The sequence below is a fragment of the Parasphingomonas zepuensis genome (assembly GCF_036663735.1).
In the GTDB taxonomy this organism is placed as follows: Bacteria; Pseudomonadota; Alphaproteobacteria; order Sphingomonadales; family Sphingomonadaceae; genus Sphingomonas.
Genome location: NZ_JAXOJO010000005.1, coordinates 274673 through 295589, shown reverse-complemented (window position 1 = coordinate 295589; position 20917 = coordinate 274673). Strand labels below are relative to the sequence as shown.

Genomic DNA, 20917 nt, shown 5'->3' with positions numbered 1-20917 from the left:
TAGGGATATTCTATCAGCAGCCATGCCCGCGCCTCGCGCGCGGCGGCTGAACCTTTGCGTATACTCGTTGGGGAAACCCTGCGCCTCAGCCAGCAGCCACCGGCGGCTGGCGGTTGAGGATGATCAGCATCGCGGCCGCGATCAGCGCGCCGGCCCCTACGATGGCGATGGCCAGCGGGATGCTCATGCCCATCTGGATCAGGATGCCGCCCAGCACCGGGCCGATCACCGCGCCCGCGCGGCCGATGCCGATCGCCAGGCCCGTGCCCGTCACTCGCAGCTCGGCCGGGAAGGATCGGGCCAGCAGCGAATAGAGGCCGACGATCCCGCCGAACACACAGGCACCGGCCAGGAAGGCAACGACCTGCATCGCGATCAGGCCGGAGACCATGCCGAACACCGCGAAGGTCACGGTCGTCCCGATCATCGCCACGGTGACGAGCCGGGTAAGCCCGAAGCGCGGCGCGGCCCAGCCGAGCGCCGAACCGCCGATCACGCCGCCCAGGCTCATCAATGCCGAGGTACGGATCGCGTCGGGCGTCTCATAGCCGAGATCGCTCATCAGCTTGGGCAGCCAGCCGGAGAAGAAATAGAAGGTCGTGATGTGCAGGAAATAGCCGGCGACCAGCAGCAGCGTCAGCGTCCGGTAGCGCGGGCCGAGCAGCTCGGTCACGCTGCCGCCCCGGGCCGGCGCGGCGACCAGGGTGATGTCGCTGCCCAGCGCTGGATGGCCCATGCGCGCCAGGATCGAATCGATCTGGTGCCGCGCCGCCGGCGTACCCTTGCGGGCGAGATATTCGAGCGATTCGGGCAGGCCGAACCAGATCAGCGGCAGGAACGCCGCCGTCGCCAGGCCGCCCGCCACAAACACCGATTGCCAGCCATGGGTGACGACCAGTTCGGCCACGGCGAAGCCGCCGATCAGGCCGCCGACCGGATAGCCGATCGTCATCAACGCGACGGAAAGGTCGCGGCGCTTCTCGTTGGCGAATTCGGAGGCAACCGCATTGATCGCCGCCACCATGCCGCCGATGCCGAGCCCGGTGACGATGCGCCACAGGCACAGGCTGAGCAGCCCGGTCGCGGTCGCGGTCAGCAACATGCCGGCGGCCATCAGCACGAGGCAGCCGAGCACGAGCGGCCGCCGGCCGAAACGATCGCCCAGCGGCGCGAGCACGAGCGAGCCGAGCGCCATGCCGACGAGCCCGGAGGAGAGCGCGACGCCGAGTTGCGCCGGGCCGATGCCCCAGTCGCGTGTGATGCCGGGCGCGGCGAAGGTGATGGCGAGCACGTCGAAGCCGTCAAGCGCATTGAGCGCCACTGATATCGCCACCGCGAAGATCTGCCGGCTGCTCATCGGCGCATCGGCCAGCAACCGCATCACTGGGTTGCCGGCGGCGGTCGATACGTCATGTCCTGCCACGCTTAGTGTTCCTTCTCGACCTCGACGACGATCAACTCGTCGGTCGCGTCCTGTATCGCGTCCGCGTCGCCGGTGCGGCACAGTTTCGTCGTTACCGAAGCCATGCCGGCGGGCAAGGCCTGCGGCTTGTCGACGCTCACTTCCGCGCCGAGCACGCCCGGCAGCTTCAGGCACCATGCCGCCAGACGCTGAGCGAAGATCTCGATCAGCGCGATGCGGGTCTCGCCCAGTGCCTCGGCCGCGCGGGCGATCAGGCGGTAATCGGTGGTCGCCTCGATGCTGTCCGCTTCGATCGGCGCGACATCGAGCGTCACGGAGACCATCAGCGGCTGGCGCCGGCCGATTTCATGGGCATGGATGCCGATATCGGCGAGGATCGGCAGGTCGCGCACCGATACGCGGGTAAAGGCCACTGCGCTGGTCATGCCACCGAGAGCCAGGCGGCACGCGCCGTGTTGGACAGCAGACAGGCGATCGTCATCGGCCCGACGCCGCCCGGCACCGGCGTCGCCGCGCGGGCATGGCCGATTTCGTCGAAGGCGACGTCACCGACCAGCCGTTTGCGCCCATCGGGATCGGTCACGCGGGTGATGCCCACGTCGATCACCACCGCGCCGGGCTTGACCCAGTCGCCGCGCACCAGCCGCGGGCTGCCGGCCGCGACGACGACGATGTCGGCGCCGCGCACGATCGCCGGCAAGTCGCGGGTCGCGATATGTGTTACCGTTACGGTGCATTCGCGTTCGAGCAACAGCATCGCCACTGGCTTGCCGACGATGTTCGATTTGCCGATCACCACGGCGTTGAGCCCGTGATAATCGTCGATCACCGTATCGAGCAGCTTCATGCAGCCAAGCGGGGTGCACGGCACCAGCCCGCCCGTCCCGGTCGACAGCCGGCCGACATTCACCGGGTGGAAGCCGTCGACATCCTTGGCCGGATCGATCGTGTCGAGCACGCGGCCCGCGTCGATCTGCGGCGGCAGCGGCAGCTGGACGAGGATGCCGTGAACCAGCGGGTCGGCGTTGAGCTCGGCGATCAGCGCCAGCAGCGCTGCCTCCGGCGTAGCCGCGTCGAGCCGGTGCCCGATCGATCGCATGCCGACCCGCGTCGTCTCCGATACCTTGCGCGCGACATAGACCTGGCTGGCGGGATCGTCGCCGACCAGCACCACCGCCAGCCCCGGCACGATGCCGTGCGCTGCGTGCAGGGCGGCGACGGAGCCGGCGGTTTCGTCCGACAGCTGCCGCGCCAGCGCGCGGCCGTCTATGGTTGCCGCCACCAGGTCAGTTCCGGAAGACGACCGTGCGCGATCCGTTCAGCAACACCCGGTCCTCCAGGTGATAGGACACCGCCGTGGAAAGCACGCGCCGCTCGATGTCGCGGCCCTTGCGGACCAGGTCGTCGGGCGTGTCGGCGTGGCTGATCGGCTCGACGTCCTGGCCGATGATCGGCCCTTCGTCGAGGTCGGCGGTCACGTAATGGGCGGTTGCGCCGATCATCTTCACGCCGCGCTCATGCGCCTGGTGATAAGGCTTGGCGCCCTTGAAGCCGGGCAGGAAGCTGTGGTGGATGTTGATGCAGCGGCCCGACAGATAGCTTGCCATGTCGTCCGACAGGATCTGCATGTAGCGCGCGAGCACGATCAGGTCGGCGCCGGTCTCCTCCACCAGCTGCTTGATCTGCGCTTCCTGCTGCGGCTTGGTGTCGCGGGTCACCGGCAGGTGATGATAGGGAATGTCGCCGACCATCGTCGTCTGCAGCGCGCTGCGCGGATGGTTCGAAATGATCCCGACCACGTCCATCGCCAGCTCGCCGATACGGTGGCGATACAGCAGGTCGCCCAGGCAATGGTCGAACTTCGATACCAGCAGCAGCACGCGCTGGCGCTCGGTCGACAGGCGAATCTTCCATTCCATGCCATGCTCGGCGCCGATCGGCGCGAATTCCGCGCGCATCCGCTCCGCCGTCACGGTTGGATCGGTCAGCTCGAACACTACCCGCATGAAGAAGCGGCTGGTCTGGCGGTCGTCGAATTGCTGGGCATCGAGGATGTTGCCCCCCCGTGCCGCCAGAAAACCGGCTACGGTTGCCACCAGTCCCGGACGGTCGTCGCACGACAGCGACAGCGTACAAACCTCATTCACGCCTGGTTTCTCCCCTTGGTCGTTCGGATATTTCAGCGCGCGTGGCGCGCGGTATAGTCGCCGATCCACTCGACGGTACGCGACAGGCCGCCAAAGGGATAGAAGTGCAGCCGCACTGCCCCATGTTCCGGCCCGATGCCGCGCGCAAGCGCATCGACCAGCTTGTCGGGCCCGGCCGTGCCGAGCAGCCGCGACAGCGATACGCCATATTTCGTCATCACGCTGGCCGATGCGCCCACGCCGCAGCGTGCGGCGAAGCGCAGCAAGGTCTTGATCCCGGCCGGGCCGGGCACGCCGATCCGCACCGGCGAATCAATGCCGCGGGCGCGCAGCTCGCGCAGCCAGGCCAGGAACGGATCGGCATCGAAGCCGAACTGGGTGACGATCAGCGAAGCCATGCCGCGATCCGCGATCTCGGCACGCTTGTCGGCCAGCGCCTGCCACAGCTGTTCGGTATTCATGTCGGGATGGCCATCGGGATGGCCGGCGATGCCGACGGCTGCGATGCCGTTGCGCTCGAACAGGCCGGTGCGCAGCAATGACATGGTATCGGAAAAGGGGCCGATCGGCACGGGCGGATCGCCCGCCACCAGGAACACGCGCTTGGCGCCCGCTTCGGCGGTCGATCGCTCGATCATTGCGGCCAGTTCATCGTGCGATTCGATGCGTCGCGCGGAAAGATGCGGCATCGGCTCGAAGCCGAGCGCGCGGACCTGGACGGCTGCGGCAATGCGCGCGTCCATCGTCTCGCCGGGCAGGAAGGTGATCGCGACGGGCGTGTCGGGCGCGATATGCGGTGCGGCGTCGCGCAGCGCGTCGATGTCCTTCGCGGTCATCTCGAGCGAATAACCGTCAGTCATCACCTTGGGTGCCGCCACGGCCCAGGCTGGATGTATCGCACTGGCATTCATCGTCGGTCTCCCATCTGCAGCCGCCCGCGGAAGCGATCTTTTAAGTCCATAGCCCCCTAGCGCATGCCGTATCGTTCGTATATCAGAATATTTCAGAAACGCGAATTTATGGAGAGAATATGCGTGGGACGGCGCCGGCAACACTGGTTCTACTGCCGGGATTGCTGTGCGATTCGCGCATCTTCGCCGCTCAGCTCGCGCGGTTCCCCGGCGCGGTCGCGATCGACGGTTTCGGTGAGCGCCGCAGCCTGACCGAAATGGCGCGATTCGCGCTGGAGTCGGTGCCCGGGCCGCTCTCCCTGCTCGGCCATTCGATGGGCGGCCGTGTCGCGCTCGAGGCGTATCGGATCGCGCCGGAGCGTATCGCACGGCTCGCCCTGCTCAGTACCGGCATCCATATGCCGCACCCGGGCGAGGCGGAGAAACGCCATGCGCTGCTCGATCTCGGCCTAGCGCAGGGTGCCGCCGCGCTGGTCGATCGCTGGCTTCCTCCGATGGTCGCGCCCGCCCGCGTCGATGATGCAGCGCTGATGGCGCCGCTGCGGGAGATGTGCATCGCGGCCGGCGTGCCTGCTTTCGCCGCGCAGATCATCGCCCTGCTTGGCCGCCCCGAGGTCGATGCGCTGCTGCCGACGATCCGCTGCCCCACTTTGGTCGGCGTCGGTCGTGAGGATGCGTGGAGCCCGCCGGCGCAGCACGAAACCATCGCCGCGGCGATCCCCGGCGCGCGGCTGACGATCGTCGAGGGCTCCGGCCACATGCTGCCGGCCGAGGCGCCCGATGCCCTGAACGATGCGATCGCCGAATGGTTGTCCCAGCCGGCGCTCGATTGATCCACCCCAAGACCCCGAACGACAGGAGAAAATACCAATGACCGACAAGACCCTCGAAAGCGTGCTGTCTGACAGCGGCGACATCGTCGAGCTTCTGCGCAACCAGCAGACCGGCCCCAACGCCTATCCCGGCGTGCCGGCCGAATATTCCAACTGGCGCAGCGAGCAGCAGGCCTGGGCAAAGACCTGCGTGCTGTTCAACCAGTCCTATCACATGGTCGATCTCGAAGTGTCGGGCCCCGATGCGTTCGCCATGCTCAACTATCTCGGCGTGAACAGCTTCAAGGGCTTCGTGCCCAATCGCGCCAAGCAGTTCGTTCCGGTCACGCCGGACGGCTATGTCATCGGCGACGTGATCCTGTTCTATCTGGAAGAGAATCGCTTCAATCTGGTCGGCCGCGCGCCGACCATCGAGTGGATCGAATATCATGCCCAGACCGGCAAGTGGAACGTGACGGTCGAGCGCGACGAGCGCACTGCCGTTCGCCCCGATCCGGAGAATCGCAAATCCTATCGCTTCCAGCTCCAGGGCCCGAACGCGATGAAGACGCTCGAAAAGGCGATGGGCGAGACCCCGCCGGATTTGAAGTTCTTCCACATGACCACGCTCACCATCGCGGGCAAGCAGGTCCGCGCGCTGCGCCATGGCATGGCAGGCCAGCCCGGTTACGAGCTGTTCGGTCCCTGGGCTGACGGCGAGACGGTGCGCCAGGCGCTGATCGAAGCGGGCAAGGATTTCGGCCTCGCGCTCGTCGGTGGCCGGACCTATTCGTCCAACACGCTCGAATCCGGCTGGATCCCGTCGCCGCTGCCGGCCGTCTATACCGGTGAGGCGCTGAAGCCCTATCGTGAGTGGCTCTCGGCCAACAGCTATGAAGCCAAGGCGTCGGTCGGCGGCAGCTTCGTTCCCGACAGCGTCGAGGGCTATTATCTCACGCCGTGGGACCTGGGTTACGGCCTGTTCGTGAAGTTCGATCACGACTTCATCGGCCGCGAGGCGCTCGAGCGTATGGCGGGTCAGCCGCATCGCACCAAGGTGACTCTGGCGCTCGATACCGAGGATTCGCTGCGCGTCATCAGCTCGGCGCTGCAGAAGGGCGACCGCGCCAAGTACATGGAGTTCCCGTCGGCCGTCTATTCCATGCACCCCTATGATTCGGTGCTGGTCGACGGCAAGATCGTCGGTATCTCCACCTGGATCGGCTACAGCTCGAACGAGGGCAAGATGCTGACCCTCGCGATGCTCGACGCAGAATATGCCACCCCCGGCACGCAGGTCACTTTGCTCTGGGGCGAGCCCAATGGCGGCACGCGCAAGCCCACCGTCGAAGCGCATGTGCAGACCGAGATCCGGGCGACCGTCGCTTCGGTTCCCTATTCGGAAGTCGCGCGCGACAGCTATGCCGACAGCTGGCGCACCCGTCAGCCGGCGGCCTGAACGATACCGGAAGGGGGCGCTCCGGCGCCCCCTCCACCCAACCTCCAATCCGTACGGCGCACCGAGCGGCTGCCTGACATTCCCTGAGCGACCTGGTCGTCGGGATATATATCGCGATAAATAATATTCTGGACATCTCCACGACTCGCTGTTAATAGAATGCATATCGCGATAATTATTACCGCGATCTAGCAGGAGCCAGATGATGGATATTCTCTATCGCACCGAATCCACTGCCACCGGCGGCCGCACCGGCACCGCCGCAACCACGGACGGCACGTTCAGCGTCGCGCTGGTCACTCCGAAGGAACTTGGTGGCCCCGGCGGCCCCGGCACCAATCCCGAACAGCTCTTCGCCTCCGGCTATGCTGCCTGCTTCCTCGGCGCGCTGAAATTCGTCGCGAGCCAGCGCAAGGTGAAGATCGCCGACGACAGCAATGTCACCGCAGCGGTAGGCATCGGCAAGCGGGACGACGGCCAGGGCTTCGGCCTCGATGTCGCGCTCACCGTCGCGCTGCCCGGTGTCGATCCCGCCATCGCCCGCGAGCTGGTCGATCAGGCGCATATCGTCTGCCCCTATTCGCATCTCGCCCGCAACGGCCTCGACGTGCGCCTCTCGCTCGCCGCTTGACCGTCGCTTTTTGTCCCTTCACTTTTTGAACGGAAAGGAACCTCACCATGCCCGCAATCCGCACCATACTCGCTGCCGCCACTGCCAGTTTGTCCCTCGCCGGCGCCGCCCAGGCGCAGCAGGCCGATCACACCGCGCACGCCCAACCGCCCGTCCGCAATGTCGTGCTCGTGCACGGCGCCTTTGCCGACGGGTCGGGCTGGCGCGGCGTTTATGATCAGCTGACGAAGCGCGGTTACCGCGTCACCATCGTGCAGAACCCGCTGACCTCGCTCGCCGACGATGTCGCCGCGACGAAGCGTGTCCTCGCGCGCCAGGACGGCCCCGCCATCCTGGTCGGCCACTCCTATGGCGGCACCGTCATCACGCAGGCCGGCGATGATCCGAAGGTAGCGGGCCTAGTCTATGTCTCCGCGCTCGCCCCCGATGTCGGTCAATCGACCGGCGACCAGTTCGCCGAGATCCCGCCGCCCGCGACCTTCGTCATCGAGCCCCAGGCCGACGGCTTCGGCTTCGTGAACATGGCGAAGTTCAAGCTCGGTTTCGCCGGCGACACGACCGATGCCGATGCCGCTTTCCTGCGCGATTCGCAGGTGCCGATCGCCATGTCGATCTTCGGCACCAAGGTCACCCACGCCGCATGGCGGACCAAGCCGAGCTGGGCCGTGATCGCGACCGAGGATGCCGCGATCGATCCGAAGCTGCTGCGCAGCACGGCAAAGCGCATCGGCGCGACCACCGTCGAGGTGAAGGGCAGCCACGTCGTCTTCCTCACGCAGCCCAAGGCCGTCGCCGACGTGATCGATCAGGCCGCGCAAGGCGCCGGCAAGCGCTGAATCGCACCCTGCTGCAATCGTCCCCGAAAGGCAGGCGGAGCGATGGCTCCGCCTGCCTTTGCCCGATATAGCCGCTCGACGCCGATGAACGAGGACATGATGGTTCGCAGATTGCCCCCGCTCTCCGCCTGGTCATCGGCGCTGGTCGCCACGCTGGTCGGCTTCGGCGGCACCATCGCCCTGGTCGTCCAGGCGCTGCGCACGCTCGGCGCATCGGTCGAACAGACCGGATCGGCGGTCACCGCGCTCTGCCTCGGTATCGCCGTCGCCGGCGCAGCACTGTCGTGGCGACTGCGCATGCCGGTGGTGCTGGCCTGGTCCACCCCCGGCGCGGCCTTGCTCGCCGCCACCACGCCGGGCCTCGCCTGGCCGGTCGCGATCGGCGTCTTCCTCGCGGCCGGGCTGATGATGATCCTGCTCGGCGTGGTGCCGATGCTGGGCCGCTGGGCGGAGCGTATCCCGCCCGCCATCGCCTCCGCCATGCTCGCCGGGGTGCTGCTCCCTTTCTGCCTCGAGCTGTTCCGGCTGGCCGCGATCGATCCGCTGCTGGTCGGCCTGCTCGTGCTCGTCTTCGTCGCCGCCCGCCGCCGCGTGCCGCTCCACGCGCTGCTGCTCGTGCTCGCGGCCGGCATCGCGCTCACTTTGGCGCGCGGGCAGGGCACGGCGGTGCCGCCCGGTCCGGTCTTCGGCACCTTGGTGCCTGTCCTGCCGCAGTTCGATAGCCGTGCGATCCTCAGCCTCGGCGTGCCGCTGTTCCTGGTCACTTTGGTGTCGCAGAATCTGCCCGGCCTCGTCATCCTGCGCGCCGCTGGCTATGACCCTAAGCCGGGCCCTCTGCTCGTCGGCACCGGCATCGCCACCGTCGCGACCGCGCCGTTCGGCGCCCACGCCGTCAACCTCGCCGCGATCACCGCCGCGATCTGCACCAGCCCGGAGGCGCATCCCGACAAGGCGAAGCGCTGGACCGTCGCCGCGCTCTATTCCGGCTTCTACTTCGTCCTCGCGATCTTCGCGCCAGCGCTGGTCCGCCTGTTCCTGGCGCTGCCGCATTCGGTAATCGCCGCGCTGACCGGCCTTGCGCTGATCCCGGCGCTCACCGGCGCGATCGAAACTATGCTGAGCGCAAAGGAAGACCGCGATCCCGCCATCCTCACTTTCCTCGCCACCGGCTCGGGCCTCGCTCTCTACGGTCTCGGCTCTGCCTTTTGGGGCCTGGTCGCCGGCTTCGCCGCGCTCGGCGCCGGGGCGCTGCTGAAACGACGGTAAGATGACGCGGCAGGCCTTCATGCCGCCGCCCCACCGTTACTCCTGCTTGACGAACACGTAGTCGACATTGTCATCCAGGCCGACAAGGTGGAGCGACTTGGCTTCGGCGATTGCGGGCGTCGCCATGCTGTCTTTGTTGAAGTGAACGAATACGAACGTGTTGTTGGACTCGATCTGCCCACGCCGCACGCCGATGCCGGCGGGGACATCGATCTGATGTCCGAACTTGCCATCCGAAACGAGATAGCGCGTGGCCTTGGTGCCGGTCGTCAGAGTCCCGTTCCGCAATACCACCGGCGCGCAGCATGGGTGCGTATATGTGCCGTCCGCCCAGCTTTGTGGCGGTGGCGCATAGCTCGGCATCACAAGGTAGATCAGCCCAAAGACAAACAGCAAGCCAGGGATCAGGACTAGGCTGGCCCACTTCATCAGCGATGCCCGCAACGCATCGTCCTCGCTCTTGCCGCCAGTTTTCATACCTCCTTCTATCGAGGGGGCAGGGCTTGACCAAGAAGCTGGTTCTTGATGGCAACAATCCATCCAAGTGCCGCACCAACCGGCCGGAACACGCCAGCGGAGGAAACTTTGGGCGCCCAACCGGCGTTCCACCCCTATGAAAAACCTCCCCGCCTTTTCCGCGTCCGCCCTCGCCATGCTCCTTGCGCTCGCCGCCTGTGCCCCGCGATCGGACCAGTCGAACGCCAGCGTACCCGCCACTGGTGCCTTGGAGAGCGAAACCGTCGCTCCCGCCGCCACGCCAACCCCGGAGGCACCGCGCGAGACGCCGACGCCAGCTGTTGCGCAGGCAAAGGTGATCGGGCTCGAAGGCCTGGGCGATCTCCGCATCGGCCAGCCAGTGCCCAAAAACGCGTCCTGGGCCGAGCGCGGCGCCCAGACCGGCGAAGCCTGCCGCACCGTCACCTCGCCCGATTATCCCGGCGTCTATGCCATCGTCACTGAGGGCAAAGTGCAGCGCATCACCGTCGGCCAGCGCTCGGACGTGAAGCTGGTCGAGGGCGTCGGTATCGGCGCCACCGAGCAGGACGTGCGCAAATGGTTCGCCGGCTTCCGCGCCGAGCCGCACAAATATGAAGACGCCCCCGCCAAATACCTCACCGCCCCCAACGCCGCGAGCGGCGATCCGGCGCTGCGTTTCGAGATCGGCCATGACGGCAAGGTGAAGCTGATCCACATCGGCACGATGCCGGTGCTGGGCTATGTCGAGGGATGTGGCTGATTCCGGCGCCTACTGGGCGGCCGTCCCGGAACGCCATAGAATAGCCGGATGACCAGCACTTTACGCGCCTGTGCCGCCCTTCTGGTCGTCGCGTTGGTTCCAGCGCAGGCGACCGCGACACAAACCCTGTGTCCGGGCTTCGCAGAGGGAAATGCATCGCCAGGCGCGGTTGATCGGTTCTACGTAGCGCGCGCGGTCACGATCGTGAGAGCGGGTCTGGCGGCAGACACCGCAACGCTAGCCACATTGGTCTCTCCGGACGCAGCGTTCGCCACCTGGCGCGGCGACTACGCGATTGGCGGGCGGGAAACCGGCGTGGCGGGCACCGTCGCATGGGCAAGGGACCTGAACCCATCCCGCTTCGAGAGCTCCATTGACCAGCGCGGGCCGATCTCCGTTGCGACGCCGAATTGCCGGCAGACAGCAAGGATTTTGTTTGGCACCCGAGATGCGGGAACCGGCGTCAATGTTACCTTCGAATTCCTCGACGGTTTGCTCGTCCGGGCAACCGGTCGGGAGGTAATATTGGTAGAAGGCGAGATCCGCTGACCGCGGCGTCGCCCCGTTCGGTCGGGGTCACGCGGAAAGCGACCTGACAGGACCCGACAAAAATCAGTCAACGGAAGACTGACGAACGCAAGGACGCCTTCCTTCAATGCGCAATCATGTAGAGCGCGCCGGGAGCGGCCAGGATACTGATAGCCAGCCAATGTTTCCAAGTGCGGTGCTCCACCTTCCGGAAACTGACAGCGAGAGCAAATGCCAAACCCCCGAACACCAAAAGGGCGCCCCTGGCGATGTTTGCATCTTCGCCAGTTGCCAACGCGCTGACAACAAAGGCCGAACAGATCGCCATTAACGCGCTGAGCGACAGGGAACAGGTGATTGCCATGCGGATCACGGAATCCCATGTCCGCGCAGTGGAATCCCACGCTCGCGCCGCTTCATAGTTGTTCGACTTCATGGCTTCAGCCCCAACACCGAACCGCGCAGAAAAGAAAGCCGTGTCCGCTGCCACCATTCTTGTCACGAACCGCGGTGGAAACCAACAGGGGCCATAACCCCTAATTCGCCGAAGCCGACGTCACGCCCCCAAACACCGCCGCCAGCTTCGCCTGCACACTCTCGGGCAGCGGCGGCGCCAGGATCGCCGCGATATTCTCGTCCAGATGCGCCGCGCTTCCGGTCCCGGTCAGCACGACATGCGCGCCCGGCTCGTGCCGGCAAAACCGATACGCCGCCTCGATCTGCGATCGCACGCCCGGCGCCGCGCGCAGGAAATCGAGCGGGTCGTCCGGATTGATCGCGGCCGGATCGATCTCGTGGCGTTCGATCAGTTCGGCCACTGCCTCGCGCACATGCTCCGCGCTGTTCAGGCCGCGCCGCACGGCGAACATGATCAGTGTGCCGATATCTCGCGACATCGTCAGCGGGAACACGGTCTTGCGCGCGCCCGGGTTCAGCAGGTTGAAGCCGACCATCACGACATCGATTGGCATCGCCGGCAACGCCGCCTGCAGCATCTTATGCTCGGTGTCGTAACGGAACACTTCGGTCAGGCCGATGAAGCGGATCTTCCCCGCCTGTTGCTGGCGCAGCATTTCCGGCAGCAGCACCTCGCGCGCATGGTCCAACTGCGCGAGCGAGACGCCGTGCAGGTGGAACAGGTCGACATAATCGGTGCCGAGACGCCCCAGGCTCGAATCGAGGTTCGCCGCGAACTCGGCGGCCGTGAAATTCTCGGGCGACATCTCCGCCCCGGCATGCCCCACCTGGGATTTGGTCGACAGGAACAGCTTGCTACGGTCCTGCCCCCTGATGCCCAGCGCCACCGCTTCCTCCGTGCGATAGACCAATGCCGTGTCGATGAAGGTAATGCCCCGGTCGATCGCATGCCGCACCAGGTCGCCGGCCTCGGCCGTCGTCGCGCCCCGCGCCATGCCGAGCCGGCTGTGGCCGCCACAGCCAAGCCCGACGACGCTAACCTGCGCGTCCGTCCGGCCCAGCCGAACATACTCCATATGCTGCTTCGTCATGGCGTTCCCGATATCGCTGGCGGAGCGCCGCTCCCGCGGCCCGGATTCACCCGGCGCAGAGCATGTCGCTCGCCCGGTCGAGCAGATGCATCGCGCGGTGCTCGATCGCGTCGTCGAAGCGCACCGCCGGGATCGCCACGCTGAACGCGCCGACCACTTCGCCGTCGATCCGCGCGACGCGCCCCAGGCCGTGAATGCCCGGGGTATGTTCTTCGCTGGTATGGGCAAAGCCGGTGCCCCGGATCACGGCGATCTCGGCGCGCAGCTGCGGCTCGGAGACGATCGTCGTCGGGGTGAAGGCGACGCGGTCGGTCTCAGCGAAATAGCGGTCGAGCTCGTCATCGTCCATCGCCGCGAGCAGCGCCTTGCCGGCCGAAAAGCCGTGCAGCGGCGTGTGGCTGCCGGTCTGCACGGCATAGCGCAGCGCGTGATCGCTCGTCTCGGTCACCAGCGCCTCGACTTCCCAGCCGCGCCGCACGAAGAAGCTCGTGGTCTCGTTCAGCTGGATGCGCAGCATCCGCACCAGCGGCGCCACCGTTTCTGCCAGGGTGAAGGCTGGCGCATGAGTCTGCAGCCGCTCGAGCCCCGGGCCGGTCGTGTAGCGCCGCCCGGTGCGCTCCAGATAGCCGCGCTCGACCAGCGTGCCGAGCAGATAGGAAAGGCTGCTGACCGGGATCCCAAGCGCGCCGGAAATCTCCTGCGCCACCAGCGGCCGTCCGCGCGACACGACATATTCGATGATGTCGAGCGTGCGCATCGCCGATTTGACGGTTGCGGGGGAGGAGATGTCAGTGGACATTATCGGCTTATACCGCGTCGAGAGGGCGTGGAAAGCTCGGGGGAAAGCTCAGGGCGTGAACAGCAGCGTGCCGCGCCGTTCGGCGAAGCGCCAGCCTTCCGCCGTCAGCACGAACCGGTCGCTGAACGATCCGACCAGCGGCGCGGGCGCCCCGGTGAACAGCAGCATCGCGCTCTCGCCGCGTGCTTCGGTCGCCGTCTCGACGTCGATCACGACATTGCCAACGATATGGCGCGTCGTCCGCGCCGGCCGCGCGAGGAAGCCGGCCAGGATCGCCTCGCGTCCGACGATCGGCTGGTCGGGCGCGGTCGGCCGGGTCATCAGCCCGTCCTCGGCATAGAGCGCCGCCACCGCCGGCCAGTCGGCCGCATCGTTCAGATTGGCGTAGAGGTTGATCAGCCGCGCGCAATCCGCCTCGATCGCGCGACGCACCTGCTCCGGCACCCCGGTCATGCCGGTTCCAGCACGATATGGCCGACCGCGGTGTTGGAGGCCGGGACATGGTAGAACCGGTGCAGCTCGGTCGCGCCGTCGCCCAGCGCGCCGCGCATGATCAGCCACATGATCAGCTCGATGCCCTCGGATCCCGCCTCACGCAGATAATCCAGATGCGTGATCTTGCGCAGCGCCTGCGGATCGGCGGTCAGCTTCTCCAGGAAATCCTTGTCGAATTCCTGGTTGATCAGGCCGGCGCGCGGCCCCTGCAACTGGTGGCTCATCCCGCCCGTGCCCCAGATCTGGACGTTCAGGTCCTCCGGGAAGCTCTCGACCGCGCGGGCGATCGCCTCGCCCAGCCGCCAGCAGCGGTCGCCCGAAGGCGGCGGATATTGCGTCACGTTGACCATGATCGGCACGATCCGCGCCGGCCAATGCTCGACGTCGCCGAACAGCAGCGACATCGGCACGGTCATGCCGTGATCCACTTCCATCTCGTTCAGGATGGTCATGTCGAATTCGTCGATGATCAGGCTCTGCGCGATATGCGCGGAGAATTCGGCATGGCCCTCGACCACTGGCACCGGCCGCGCGCCCCAGCCTTCGTCGGCCGGCGTATAGCTGTCGGCACAGCCGATCGCGAAGGTCGGCACGACTTCCAGCATCAGGCTGGTCGCATGGTCGTTGAACACCAGGATGACGACATCCGGCTTCTCCGTGCGCTCCCAGGCGCGGCTCCATTCATAGCCGGCAAAGACCGGCGACCAATAGGCCTCCTTGGTCTTGCCCAGGTCCATCGCCGCGCCGATGGCGGGGACATGGCTCGTCCCGACGCCTGCCGTGATCCGCGCCATCTCAATATCCTCCCTTGATCGATCGGTTGCCCTGGGGCGAACGCCCGCCGGCGACCATCATCGCGCCGTAATCCTCGGCGCTCATGCCCGCCATCGTGCCAACCGCCTTCTGCACGCTCCAGCCATCGGTGTTGGAAATCTTGACGAGGAAATAGATATTGCCCCCCGTCGCGATCAGGGCGTTGAAATCGCGGTCGATCACGCCCTGCTTCTGCTCGGGCGTCATCGGGAAGCGGTCGAGATAGGCGCCTTCGTCCGCCTTGAACGCGGCGCGGTTCTCCGCCTTCATCAGCGACATGCAGAATCGGTGGAGCTGATAGGCCCGCCGCGAGCTGGCCGTGGTGAAGATCGTGGTCCCCGGGATGTCGGCCAGGTCGGCCGGGTCATATCCCAGTTTGTCGTTCGCGGCGGTTGTCATGCCTTGCCTTTCCAACGTCTCGATCGATGCCCCGGCCGTCATGCCCGTCCCGAAGCGCCGGGCGGGATGACGGCCGAGGCCGCTCGATCCTTTTAGAACTTGTACCCCATGGTGGCGCCGAACGTCCGCGGCGGCAGCCAGGTCGCCCCGATCAGGCGGCCGGTGGCCAGCGCGAAGGTGCTCGACGGACGGAACTTGTCCGTCAGGTTCTTCACCCAGATCTGGAAGTTGATGTTCTTCGAATCCAGCTGATAGTTCAGCGACGCGTCGACCAGCGTATAGGCGTTGGCGCTTTCGATATCGCGCTTGAACTCGCTGAAATAGGTCTTGCCCTTGTACGACACGTCGATCGACGGGGTGATCGATCCGTTCAGCGCAGGCGTCTGGATCTGGTACGCCGCATGGGCATTCCAGGACCAGCGCGGGCTGTTGCGCGTCGGGTTGCCGGCCAGCTGGTAATTGCCGCCGCTCGGCGCACCAAATGCCGTGGGATCGTTGTTGGTGATCGGATCATAGGGCACGCCACCCGGCGTGGCGACATTCGCCGGGTTCAGCGGATCGAGCGTCACATAATCGACGAAGTGCGAGTCGGTATAGGAGACCGCGCTGGAGAGCGAGAGGCCGTCCAGCGGCCGGGCATTGACTTCTAGCTCGAAGCCCTTGGCCTTCGTCTTCGCTGCGTTCTGGAAGATCGTCTGGTATCCGGTCGGGCCGCCCGCGATCGTCTTGTTCAGCTGCAGGCCGTCGAGCGAGTAGGAATAACCGGCCAGGTTCACCGTCAGCCAGCGCAGCGGCTGCGCCTTCACGCCCACTTCGTGGTTGGTGATGGTTTCCGGCTCGACGATCGTCGTGCTGCCCGCGGCGTTCTCGGGCGATCCCGCCTTGAAGCCTTCCGAATAGGTATAATAGAGCATCAGGTCGCGGGTCGGCTTCCACTCGAGACCGGCGGTCGGGGTGAAATCCTTGAAGGTCCGCTCGCGGTGCGTGCCGGCGGCGGTATATTGCAGCACCGGGCCAACGCCGTTGCGGGTGATGACGATCGCTGGATTCTCCGAATCGACCTTCTCGGTCGACCAGCGGCCGCCCAGCTTGATGCTGATGCCGCTCAGCGCGTCGGACAGGGCGCCCAGCTTGATTTCGGTCTGGCCGAATACCGCGAAGGTCTCGTCGCCCAGGTTGGAATGGGTGCAGACGCGCTTGGGGGCAATGACGGTGCCGTTGACGGTGCCCGGCGAATAGCCGCACAGCGCATAGGCGGTGTTCAGGTCGACGCCGGCTGCCTGCAGCACGGCGATGTTCTGGAACATGCCGTTGCGGTTGCTCAGGCCGACATTGTCGATCGGGCGCTGCCGCTCGTTGAAGTAGAACAGGCCGACCACGGCGTTCATCAGGTCGCTGTTATAGTTGATCTGGAATTCGTTGCTGAACTGCTTAGAATCGATCCGGCGCTCCTGCACCGTCGTCGCCTGGCCGTTGCTGGGCAGGCTGTCGACCACTGCCGACAGATCGAGATCCTGGAACAGCGATGAACGGAAGCGGCGGTAGTTCATGATGTTCGTGATGCCGAGCGTGCTGGTCAGCTCGGTGCGGAACGTGCCGGTGAACGCATAGGTCTCGGTCTTCGTGCCGGGGCTGGATTCGGTCGCCAGGTCGCGCGGGTCGGTGGCGTAGCCGCCGACGCCGAGCGGCGCGAGCCGCGCCACGCCCGGGAAGGAAGCGCGCAGATAATGGATCGCGCCCGAGCTGTCGTCCTGGCGGAAATATTCGCCGGCCAGCAGCAGCGATGTCTTGGGGGCGATGTCGAACAGCAGCTGGACGCGGCCCATGCGGCGGTTGAGATCGTCGATGTCACGGCCGCTCACCGGGTTCTCGCCATAGCCGTCACGGTCTTCGGTTTTGGCCGAGACGCGGAAGCTTACGCCGTTGACGATCGGGCCGCCGATCGCGACCTCGGCGTTGATCGCATTGTAATTGCCGTAGGTCAGGCGGGCATAGCCCTCGAAGAAGTCGGTCGGCTTGGCGGTGATCAGGTTGATCGATCCGCCGACCGCGTTGCGGCCGTACAGCGCGCCCTGCGGGCCGCGCAGCACTTCGACGCGCTGGACGTCGAACAGCGAGGTCAGCTGCGCTTCGGCGCGCGCGACATAGGCGCCGTCGACATGGAAGGCCACGCCGGTCGAGCTGCCCGTGGTCGAGGTGTTGGCGCCGACGCCGCGGATGAAGATCTTCGCCTGGTTGAAATCGCTGCCGAAATTGACCGACGGGACGATCGTCTGCAGATCCTGGATGTTGTTGACCTGGGCTGACTGCAACCGGTCGGCGCCGATCGCGCTCACGGCCGCGCTGACGTCCTGCAGCGACTGGCTGCGCTTCTGCGCGGTCACGATGATATCGGGGCCCTCGGCACTCGCGGTGTCTGCGGGCACTGCGGTGGCCGCGGCATCCTGGCCGGTCGGCTCGGTCTGCGCATAGGCACTGGTGGAGGCCAGCAGGGCCGCCGTCGTCATCACGAAAAACTTCATTACGTCACTCCCAAAAAATAGCCGGGACGTTGCCCGGTCTCGCTATCATTCCGGATCGATCACGACTTCGATAAGGCGCGGCCCCGATCCGGCGAAAAGACGGTCGATCGCCGCGTCGAGCGCGGCCGCGTCGGTCACGCGCTCGGCCGGGACGCCGTGCCCCTGCGCGATCGCGACGAAGTCGATCCCCGGCAGCTTGCTGCCGACGACCTTGATGCCGAACAGCGCGCCGAACTGGTCGAGCGCCGCATAGCCACCATTGTTGACCACCACGAAGCGGACGTCGGCGCCGTGATGCGCCGCCGACCACAGGCCCTGGATCGAATACATCGCGGAGCCATCGCCGAGCACGCACAACACTGGCTCCCCGGCGCCCCCCAGCGCCAAGCCGACGGCGTCGCGCGCCAGCGCCACGCCGACCGCTGCTGGCAGGCCATGGCCCAGCCCGCCGCTCGCGCAGGTGTGGAATTCGTCGCCGGCGCGGATCGGGAACAGGTCGTGCATCGGCCCGCGCGTGCTCGGCGCTTCCTCGACGATCGCGATATTGGCCGGCCGCAGCGCGGCGAGCCGTGCCATCAGCAGGGCATCGGTCAGGCGGTCGGCGGCGGGGGCGGGGAAGGCGGGGGCGTTGCCCGTCGGGGCTGCGTCGCGCTGTGCGACGCGGTCGTGTAGCGCGTCGAGCGCGAGCCGCACGTCGCTGACCAGCGCCAGACCTTCGGGCACGCGCGACGCGATCGCCGGATCGTCGCCGATCTGGATCAGCGCCGCGCCGACGGGCACGAACGGGCCCTTGCCTTCGACATGATAGGTGAAGGCGGGGGCGCCCAGCACCAGCACGCAGTCGGCATCGTCGAGATCGCGCACGATCGCTTCGCGCGAGGCCGGCAGGAAGCCGCGGAACAGCTTATGGTCTTCCGGGAACGGGTTGCGCGCCGCCATCGGCGCAATCCACACGCCGGCGTTCAGGCGCTCGGCGAACGCGACCAGGCTGTCGCGCGCGCCGTTATTGGCGACGCCGGCGCCGGCGACGATCACCGGGCGCTCGGCCTGGGCCAGCAGCGCGAGCGCTTCTTCGAGCGCGACGGGGTCGGCACCGGTGCGGCCATGGACCCGGGCCGGCTTGATCGGGGTACAGGGTCGCTCCCAGTCGTCGATCGGGATCGATACGAAGGTCGGGCCACGCGGGGCCTGCATCGCGATGTGGAAGGCGCGGGCAATGGCCAGCGGCACGTCCTCGGCGCGGGCCGGCTCGGCGGTCCATTTCACGAACGGACGCGGCAGTTCGGTCGCGCGCTCGGCGAACAGGAACGGCTCGAGCGGCAGGATCGATCGCGCCTGCTGGCCGGCGGTCACCACCAGCGGCGTGCCGTTGCGGAATGCCGTGAACAGATTGCCCATCGCATGGCCGAGCCCGGCTGAGCTGTGCAGGTTGACCAGCGCGGCCTGGCCGGTGGCCTGGGCATAGCCATCGGCCATGCCGAGCACGATCGACTCCTGCAGGCCCAGGATGTAGCGGAACTCTTCGGGCAGGTCGCGGAACATCGGCAGCTCGGTCGATCCGGGATTGCCGAAGATCGTGGTCATGCCCAGCTCGGCGAGCAACTGCATCACGGCGTCGCGGACGGTCGGGCCCTCGGCTCTGGCGAGCGGCTCGACATGCAGGCTGCGGGCGCTCATCGGGCGATCCGTCGCGCGCGCTGGCCGCGCCCGAAGGTCCTCCAATGTGCCAAGCTGCCCTCCTGTTCAAATATGCGAATTATTCGCTTACATGAACTCTCTACAGCGCGCGATGCGTTTTTACAAGCCGTTCCGGCGTCCGATCGCTATCCATCCGGCAGGGGCCGCCCCTGAGTCGGCGGTCATTGAACTGATGGCGGGAACGCATCGGCCAAGCTTGGCAGCGAACTACTCCATGGCTTACATTACGGAGATGGCAATATCCCCCAATGCCCGATCGGCTGCATTTCTTGCCCTGGCGCTCGCCCTCTGCGCCTGCAGCGAAAAAAAGGATGCGGACACCGCGAAATCCGTGGCGGCGACCGGCACGGCGCCCGCTGATCTCGACGCGGCTGCGCGAGCCTATGTCGACAGCTTCATTACCGAAGATCCCGATCGGTGTTTCGGAAAGGTCGAGCTGGAGCAGGCGGCGCTGGAAGGACGTCGAAACCCGATCGGTCCGTCCATCCCGCCGACACGCGTGATCGTCGCGATCGACGGCTCGGGCTCGATGGCCGGCAGGATCGGCGGCCAGACCAAGCTGGAGCTGGCGCGTCAATCCGCGCTCGGCTTCATCGACGGCCTGCCCTCCACCGTACCAGCCGCGCTGCTGGTGTTCGGCCAACAGGGCGACAACAGCGAGGCGGGCAAGGCGAAATCCTGCCAGGGGATCGACGTGCTCGCGCCGATGTCGATCGATCGGGTGGGCCTCACCGCGGCGGTGAAGCAGGTTCGCGCCACCGGCTGGACGCCGCTCGCTGCCGGGCTCGAGCGCGCCCAGTCGCTGCTCGGCACCGCGACCAGGCCCGGCGAGCAGGTCATCTACGTCGTCTCCGATGGCGAGGAGACCTGCGGCGGCGATCCCGTCGCCGTCGCGCGGCGGATCAACGGTGGCAAGACGCGCGCGGTGGTGAACATCATCGGCTTCGGACTGCCATCAACGGCAGCGGTGGCTCTAAAGGCCGTCGCCGATGCCGGCGGCGGCGGCTTCGTCAACGTCTCGACCCGTGCGGACTATGATCGGACCATCGAGATGGTCCGCGAGTCGAATCGCCGGGCGGCCAACGAAGTTCGCAAGAGCGACGCGATTGCCCACAACACGGTCAATAGTTCCGACGTGAGCGCCCGTGCCTCCCTGTGCATCAGCGATCTGCTGGATGGCGAAAGCAAGCGCATGAGCGATGATCTTTCGGCGCGATGGAAGCGCGGCGAGAAAGTGCCGTTCGCGGGCGAGGCGAGGACGCTGCAACAGCAGCGCCATCGCGCGCTGCTCGACCGCGGGATGGCGTTCTCGAAACAGCTGAGCGGCGAAGCGGACGCGGCGCAGGGCCAAATGGACGCGGCAGCGAACGCGGTTCGCTGAGCTGGAGTTGGCATTCGCCGGACCACCAGCTTGAACGCCCGGCCAAATCTTC

Annotated in this window: 22 protein-coding genes; 8 read left to right on the top strand and 14 right to left on the bottom strand. The window is 66.5% G+C overall.

Annotated features, from left to right (window positions below):
- Positions 1 to 85: 85 nt before the first annotated feature.
- Genes U1769_RS19420 through U1769_RS19400 form a run of 5 tightly spaced genes read right to left on the bottom strand, consistent with a single transcriptional unit; the run spans position 86 to position 4448 of the window.
- A complete protein-coding gene (locus U1769_RS19420; RefSeq protein ID WP_332719347.1) occupies positions 86 to 1423 on the bottom strand; it encodes an MFS transporter in 1338 nt (445 codons plus the stop codon).
- Between the two features lie 2 nt (positions 1424 to 1425).
- Positions 1426 to 1848 (bottom strand): dihydroneopterin aldolase, encoded by a 423-nt coding sequence (locus tag U1769_RS19415; RefSeq protein WP_332719345.1) that lies wholly within the window; start codon positions 1846 to 1848, stop codon positions 1426 to 1428.
- A complete protein-coding gene (locus U1769_RS19410) occupies positions 1845 to 2705 on the bottom strand; it encodes a bifunctional 5,10-methylenetetrahydrofolate dehydrogenase/5,10-methenyltetrahydrofolate cyclohydrolase (RefSeq protein ID WP_332719343.1) in 861 nt (286 codons plus the stop codon). Before U1769_RS19410 ends, U1769_RS19415 begins: the two co-directional genes overlap by 4 nt.
- A gap of 4 nt (positions 2706 to 2709) precedes the next feature.
- A complete protein-coding gene (purU, locus tag U1769_RS19405; RefSeq protein ID WP_332719341.1) occupies positions 2710 to 3570 on the bottom strand; it encodes a formyltetrahydrofolate deformylase in 861 nt (286 codons plus the stop codon).
- A gap of 32 nt (positions 3571 to 3602) precedes the next feature.
- Positions 3603 to 4448: a methylenetetrahydrofolate reductase gene (locus U1769_RS19400; protein WP_443030414.1), complete on the bottom strand. Its 846-nt coding sequence runs from the start codon at positions 4446 to 4448 to the stop codon at positions 3603 to 3605.
- A gap of 152 nt (positions 4449 to 4600) precedes the next feature.
- Between U1769_RS19400 and U1769_RS19395 the strand changes: the two genes are divergently transcribed.
- The 5 genes from U1769_RS19395 (at position 4601) to U1769_RS19375 (ending at position 9485) form a co-directional block, all read left to right on the top strand.
- Positions 4601 to 5314, top strand: a complete 714-nt coding sequence (locus tag U1769_RS19395) for an alpha/beta fold hydrolase (protein WP_332719337.1) — start codon at positions 4601 to 4603, stop codon at positions 5312 to 5314.
- Between the two features lie 37 nt (positions 5315 to 5351).
- Positions 5352 to 6752, top strand: a complete 1401-nt coding sequence (gene desA / locus U1769_RS19390) for a syringate O-demethylase (protein WP_332719335.1) — start codon at positions 5352 to 5354, stop codon at positions 6750 to 6752.
- A gap of 205 nt (positions 6753 to 6957) precedes the next feature.
- The gene (locus U1769_RS19385) at positions 6958 to 7383 is read left to right on the top strand and encodes an organic hydroperoxide resistance protein (RefSeq protein ID WP_332719839.1); all 426 of its coding nucleotides are present in this window, start codon (positions 6958 to 6960) and stop codon (positions 7381 to 7383) included.
- Positions 7384 to 7430: 47 nt separating this feature from the next.
- Positions 7431 to 8219, top strand: coding sequence for an alpha/beta fold hydrolase (locus U1769_RS19380; protein ID WP_332719333.1), 789 nt, complete (start codon positions 7431 to 7433; stop codon positions 8217 to 8219).
- 42 nt (positions 8220 to 8261) lie between these two features.
- Positions 8262 to 9485, top strand: coding sequence for a benzoate/H(+) symporter BenE family transporter (locus U1769_RS19375; RefSeq protein ID WP_332719331.1), 1224 nt, complete (start codon positions 8262 to 8264; stop codon positions 9483 to 9485).
- 36 nt (positions 9486 to 9521) lie between these two features.
- On the opposite strand, the gene U1769_RS19370 is transcribed toward U1769_RS19375, so the two are convergent.
- The gene (locus U1769_RS19370; protein WP_332719329.1) at positions 9522 to 9962 is read right to left on the bottom strand and encodes a hypothetical protein; all 441 of its coding nucleotides are present in this window, start codon (positions 9960 to 9962) and stop codon (positions 9522 to 9524) included.
- Between the two features lie 136 nt (positions 9963 to 10098).
- On the opposite strand from U1769_RS19370, the gene U1769_RS19365 reads away from it, so the two are divergent.
- Both U1769_RS19365 and U1769_RS19360 read left to right on the top strand, forming a co-directional pair.
- A complete protein-coding gene (locus U1769_RS19365) occupies positions 10099 to 10722 on the top strand; it encodes a hypothetical protein (protein ID WP_332719327.1) in 624 nt (207 codons plus the stop codon).
- Positions 10723 to 10770: 48 nt separating this feature from the next.
- Complete coding sequence (locus tag U1769_RS19360; RefSeq protein WP_332719325.1) at positions 10771 to 11271, top strand: hypothetical protein; 501 nt, start codon at positions 10771 to 10773, stop codon at positions 11269 to 11271.
- Between the two features lie 103 nt (positions 11272 to 11374).
- Here the strand turns inward: U1769_RS19360 and U1769_RS19355 are convergent, their stop codons facing one another.
- The 8 genes from U1769_RS19355 to mdlC form a co-directional block, all read right to left on the bottom strand.
- Positions 11375 to 11740: a hypothetical protein gene (locus U1769_RS19355; protein ID WP_332719323.1), complete on the bottom strand. Its 366-nt coding sequence runs from the start codon at positions 11738 to 11740 to the stop codon at positions 11375 to 11377.
- Between the two features lie 46 nt (positions 11741 to 11786).
- Positions 11787 to 12758, bottom strand: coding sequence for an aldo/keto reductase (locus tag U1769_RS19350; RefSeq protein ID WP_332719321.1), 972 nt, complete (start codon positions 12756 to 12758; stop codon positions 11787 to 11789).
- A gap of 46 nt (positions 12759 to 12804) precedes the next feature.
- Positions 12805 to 13557, bottom strand: coding sequence for an IclR family transcriptional regulator (locus tag U1769_RS19345; RefSeq protein WP_332719319.1), 753 nt, complete (start codon positions 13555 to 13557; stop codon positions 12805 to 12807).
- A gap of 48 nt (positions 13558 to 13605) precedes the next feature.
- The gene (locus tag U1769_RS19340) at positions 13606 to 14010 is read right to left on the bottom strand and encodes a nuclear transport factor 2 family protein (protein ID WP_332719317.1); all 405 of its coding nucleotides are present in this window, start codon (positions 14008 to 14010) and stop codon (positions 13606 to 13608) included.
- Complete coding sequence (locus U1769_RS19335; protein WP_332719315.1) at positions 14007 to 14846, bottom strand: class III extradiol dioxygenase subunit beta; 840 nt, start codon at positions 14844 to 14846, stop codon at positions 14007 to 14009. Before U1769_RS19335 ends, U1769_RS19340 begins: the two co-directional genes overlap by 4 nt.
- 1 nt (position 14847) lies before the next feature.
- Positions 14848 to 15264, bottom strand: a complete 417-nt coding sequence (gene ligA, locus U1769_RS19330; RefSeq protein WP_332719313.1) for a protocatechuate 4,5-dioxygenase subunit alpha — start codon at positions 15262 to 15264, stop codon at positions 14848 to 14850.
- A gap of 92 nt (positions 15265 to 15356) precedes the next feature.
- Positions 15357 to 17786 (bottom strand): TonB-dependent receptor, encoded by a 2430-nt coding sequence (locus U1769_RS19325; RefSeq protein WP_332719311.1) that lies wholly within the window; start codon positions 17784 to 17786, stop codon positions 15357 to 15359.
- 45 nt (positions 17787 to 17831) lie between these two features.
- Positions 17832 to 19463 carry a benzoylformate decarboxylase gene (mdlC, locus tag U1769_RS19320; protein WP_332719309.1) on the bottom strand — a complete coding sequence of 544 codons (1632 nt, stop codon included), beginning with the start codon at positions 19461 to 19463 and terminating at the stop codon, positions 17832 to 17834.
- Here mdlC and U1769_RS19315 point away from each other — a divergent pair.
- Positions 19369 to 20865, top strand: a complete 1497-nt coding sequence (locus U1769_RS19315) for a VWA domain-containing protein (RefSeq protein ID WP_332719306.1) — start codon at positions 19369 to 19371, stop codon at positions 20863 to 20865. The two genes, mdlC and U1769_RS19315, sit on opposite strands and share 95 nt — an antisense overlap.
- Positions 20866 to 20917 lie beyond the last annotated feature (52 nt).

Coding starts and splice junctions, on each gene's coding strand:
- U1769_RS19415 (WP_332719345.1), bottom strand. CDS start 1,848: ATGACCAGCGCAGTGGCCTTTACCCGCGTATCGGTGCGCGACCTGCCG.
- U1769_RS19395 (WP_332719337.1), top strand. CDS start 4,601: ATGCGTGGGACGGCGCCGGCAACACTGGTTCTACTGCCGGGATTGCTG.
- desA (WP_332719335.1), top strand. CDS start 5,352: ATGACCGACAAGACCCTCGAAAGCGTGCTGTCTGACAGCGGCGACATC.
- U1769_RS19385 (WP_332719839.1), top strand. CDS start 6,958: ATGGATATTCTCTATCGCACCGAATCCACTGCCACCGGCGGCCGCACC.
- U1769_RS19380 (WP_332719333.1), top strand. CDS start 7,431: ATGCCCGCAATCCGCACCATACTCGCTGCCGCCACTGCCAGTTTGTCC.
- U1769_RS19375 (WP_332719331.1), top strand. CDS start 8,262: ATGGCTCCGCCTGCCTTTGCCCGATATAGCCGCTCGACGCCGATGAAC.
- U1769_RS19370 (WP_332719329.1), bottom strand. CDS start 9,962: ATGAAAACTGGCGGCAAGAGCGAGGACGATGCGTTGCGGGCATCGCTG.
- U1769_RS19365 (WP_332719327.1), top strand. CDS start 10,099: ATGAAAAACCTCCCCGCCTTTTCCGCGTCCGCCCTCGCCATGCTCCTT.
- U1769_RS19360 (WP_332719325.1), top strand. CDS start 10,771: ATGACCAGCACTTTACGCGCCTGTGCCGCCCTTCTGGTCGTCGCGTTG.
- U1769_RS19350 (WP_332719321.1), bottom strand. CDS start 12,758: ATGACGAAGCAGCATATGGAGTATGTTCGGCTGGGCCGGACGGACGCG.
- U1769_RS19345 (WP_332719319.1), bottom strand. CDS start 13,557: ATGTCCACTGACATCTCCTCCCCCGCAACCGTCAAATCGGCGATGCGC.
- U1769_RS19340 (WP_332719317.1), bottom strand. CDS start 14,010: ATGACCGGGGTGCCGGAGCAGGTGCGTCGCGCGATCGAGGCGGATTGC.
- U1769_RS19335 (WP_332719315.1), bottom strand. CDS start 14,846: ATGGCGCGGATCACGGCAGGCGTCGGGACGAGCCATGTCCCCGCCATC.
- ligA (WP_332719313.1), bottom strand. CDS start 15,264: ATGACAACCGCCGCGAACGACAAACTGGGATATGACCCGGCCGACCTG.
- U1769_RS19325 (WP_332719311.1), bottom strand. CDS start 17,786: ATGAAGTTTTTCGTGATGACGACGGCGGCCCTGCTGGCCTCCACCAGT.
- U1769_RS19315 (WP_332719306.1), top strand. CDS start 19,369: ATGCCCAGCTCGGCGAGCAACTGCATCACGGCGTCGCGGACGGTCGGG.
- mdlC (WP_332719309.1), bottom strand. CDS start 19,463: ATGAGCGCCCGCAGCCTGCATGTCGAGCCGCTCGCCAGAGCCGAGGGC.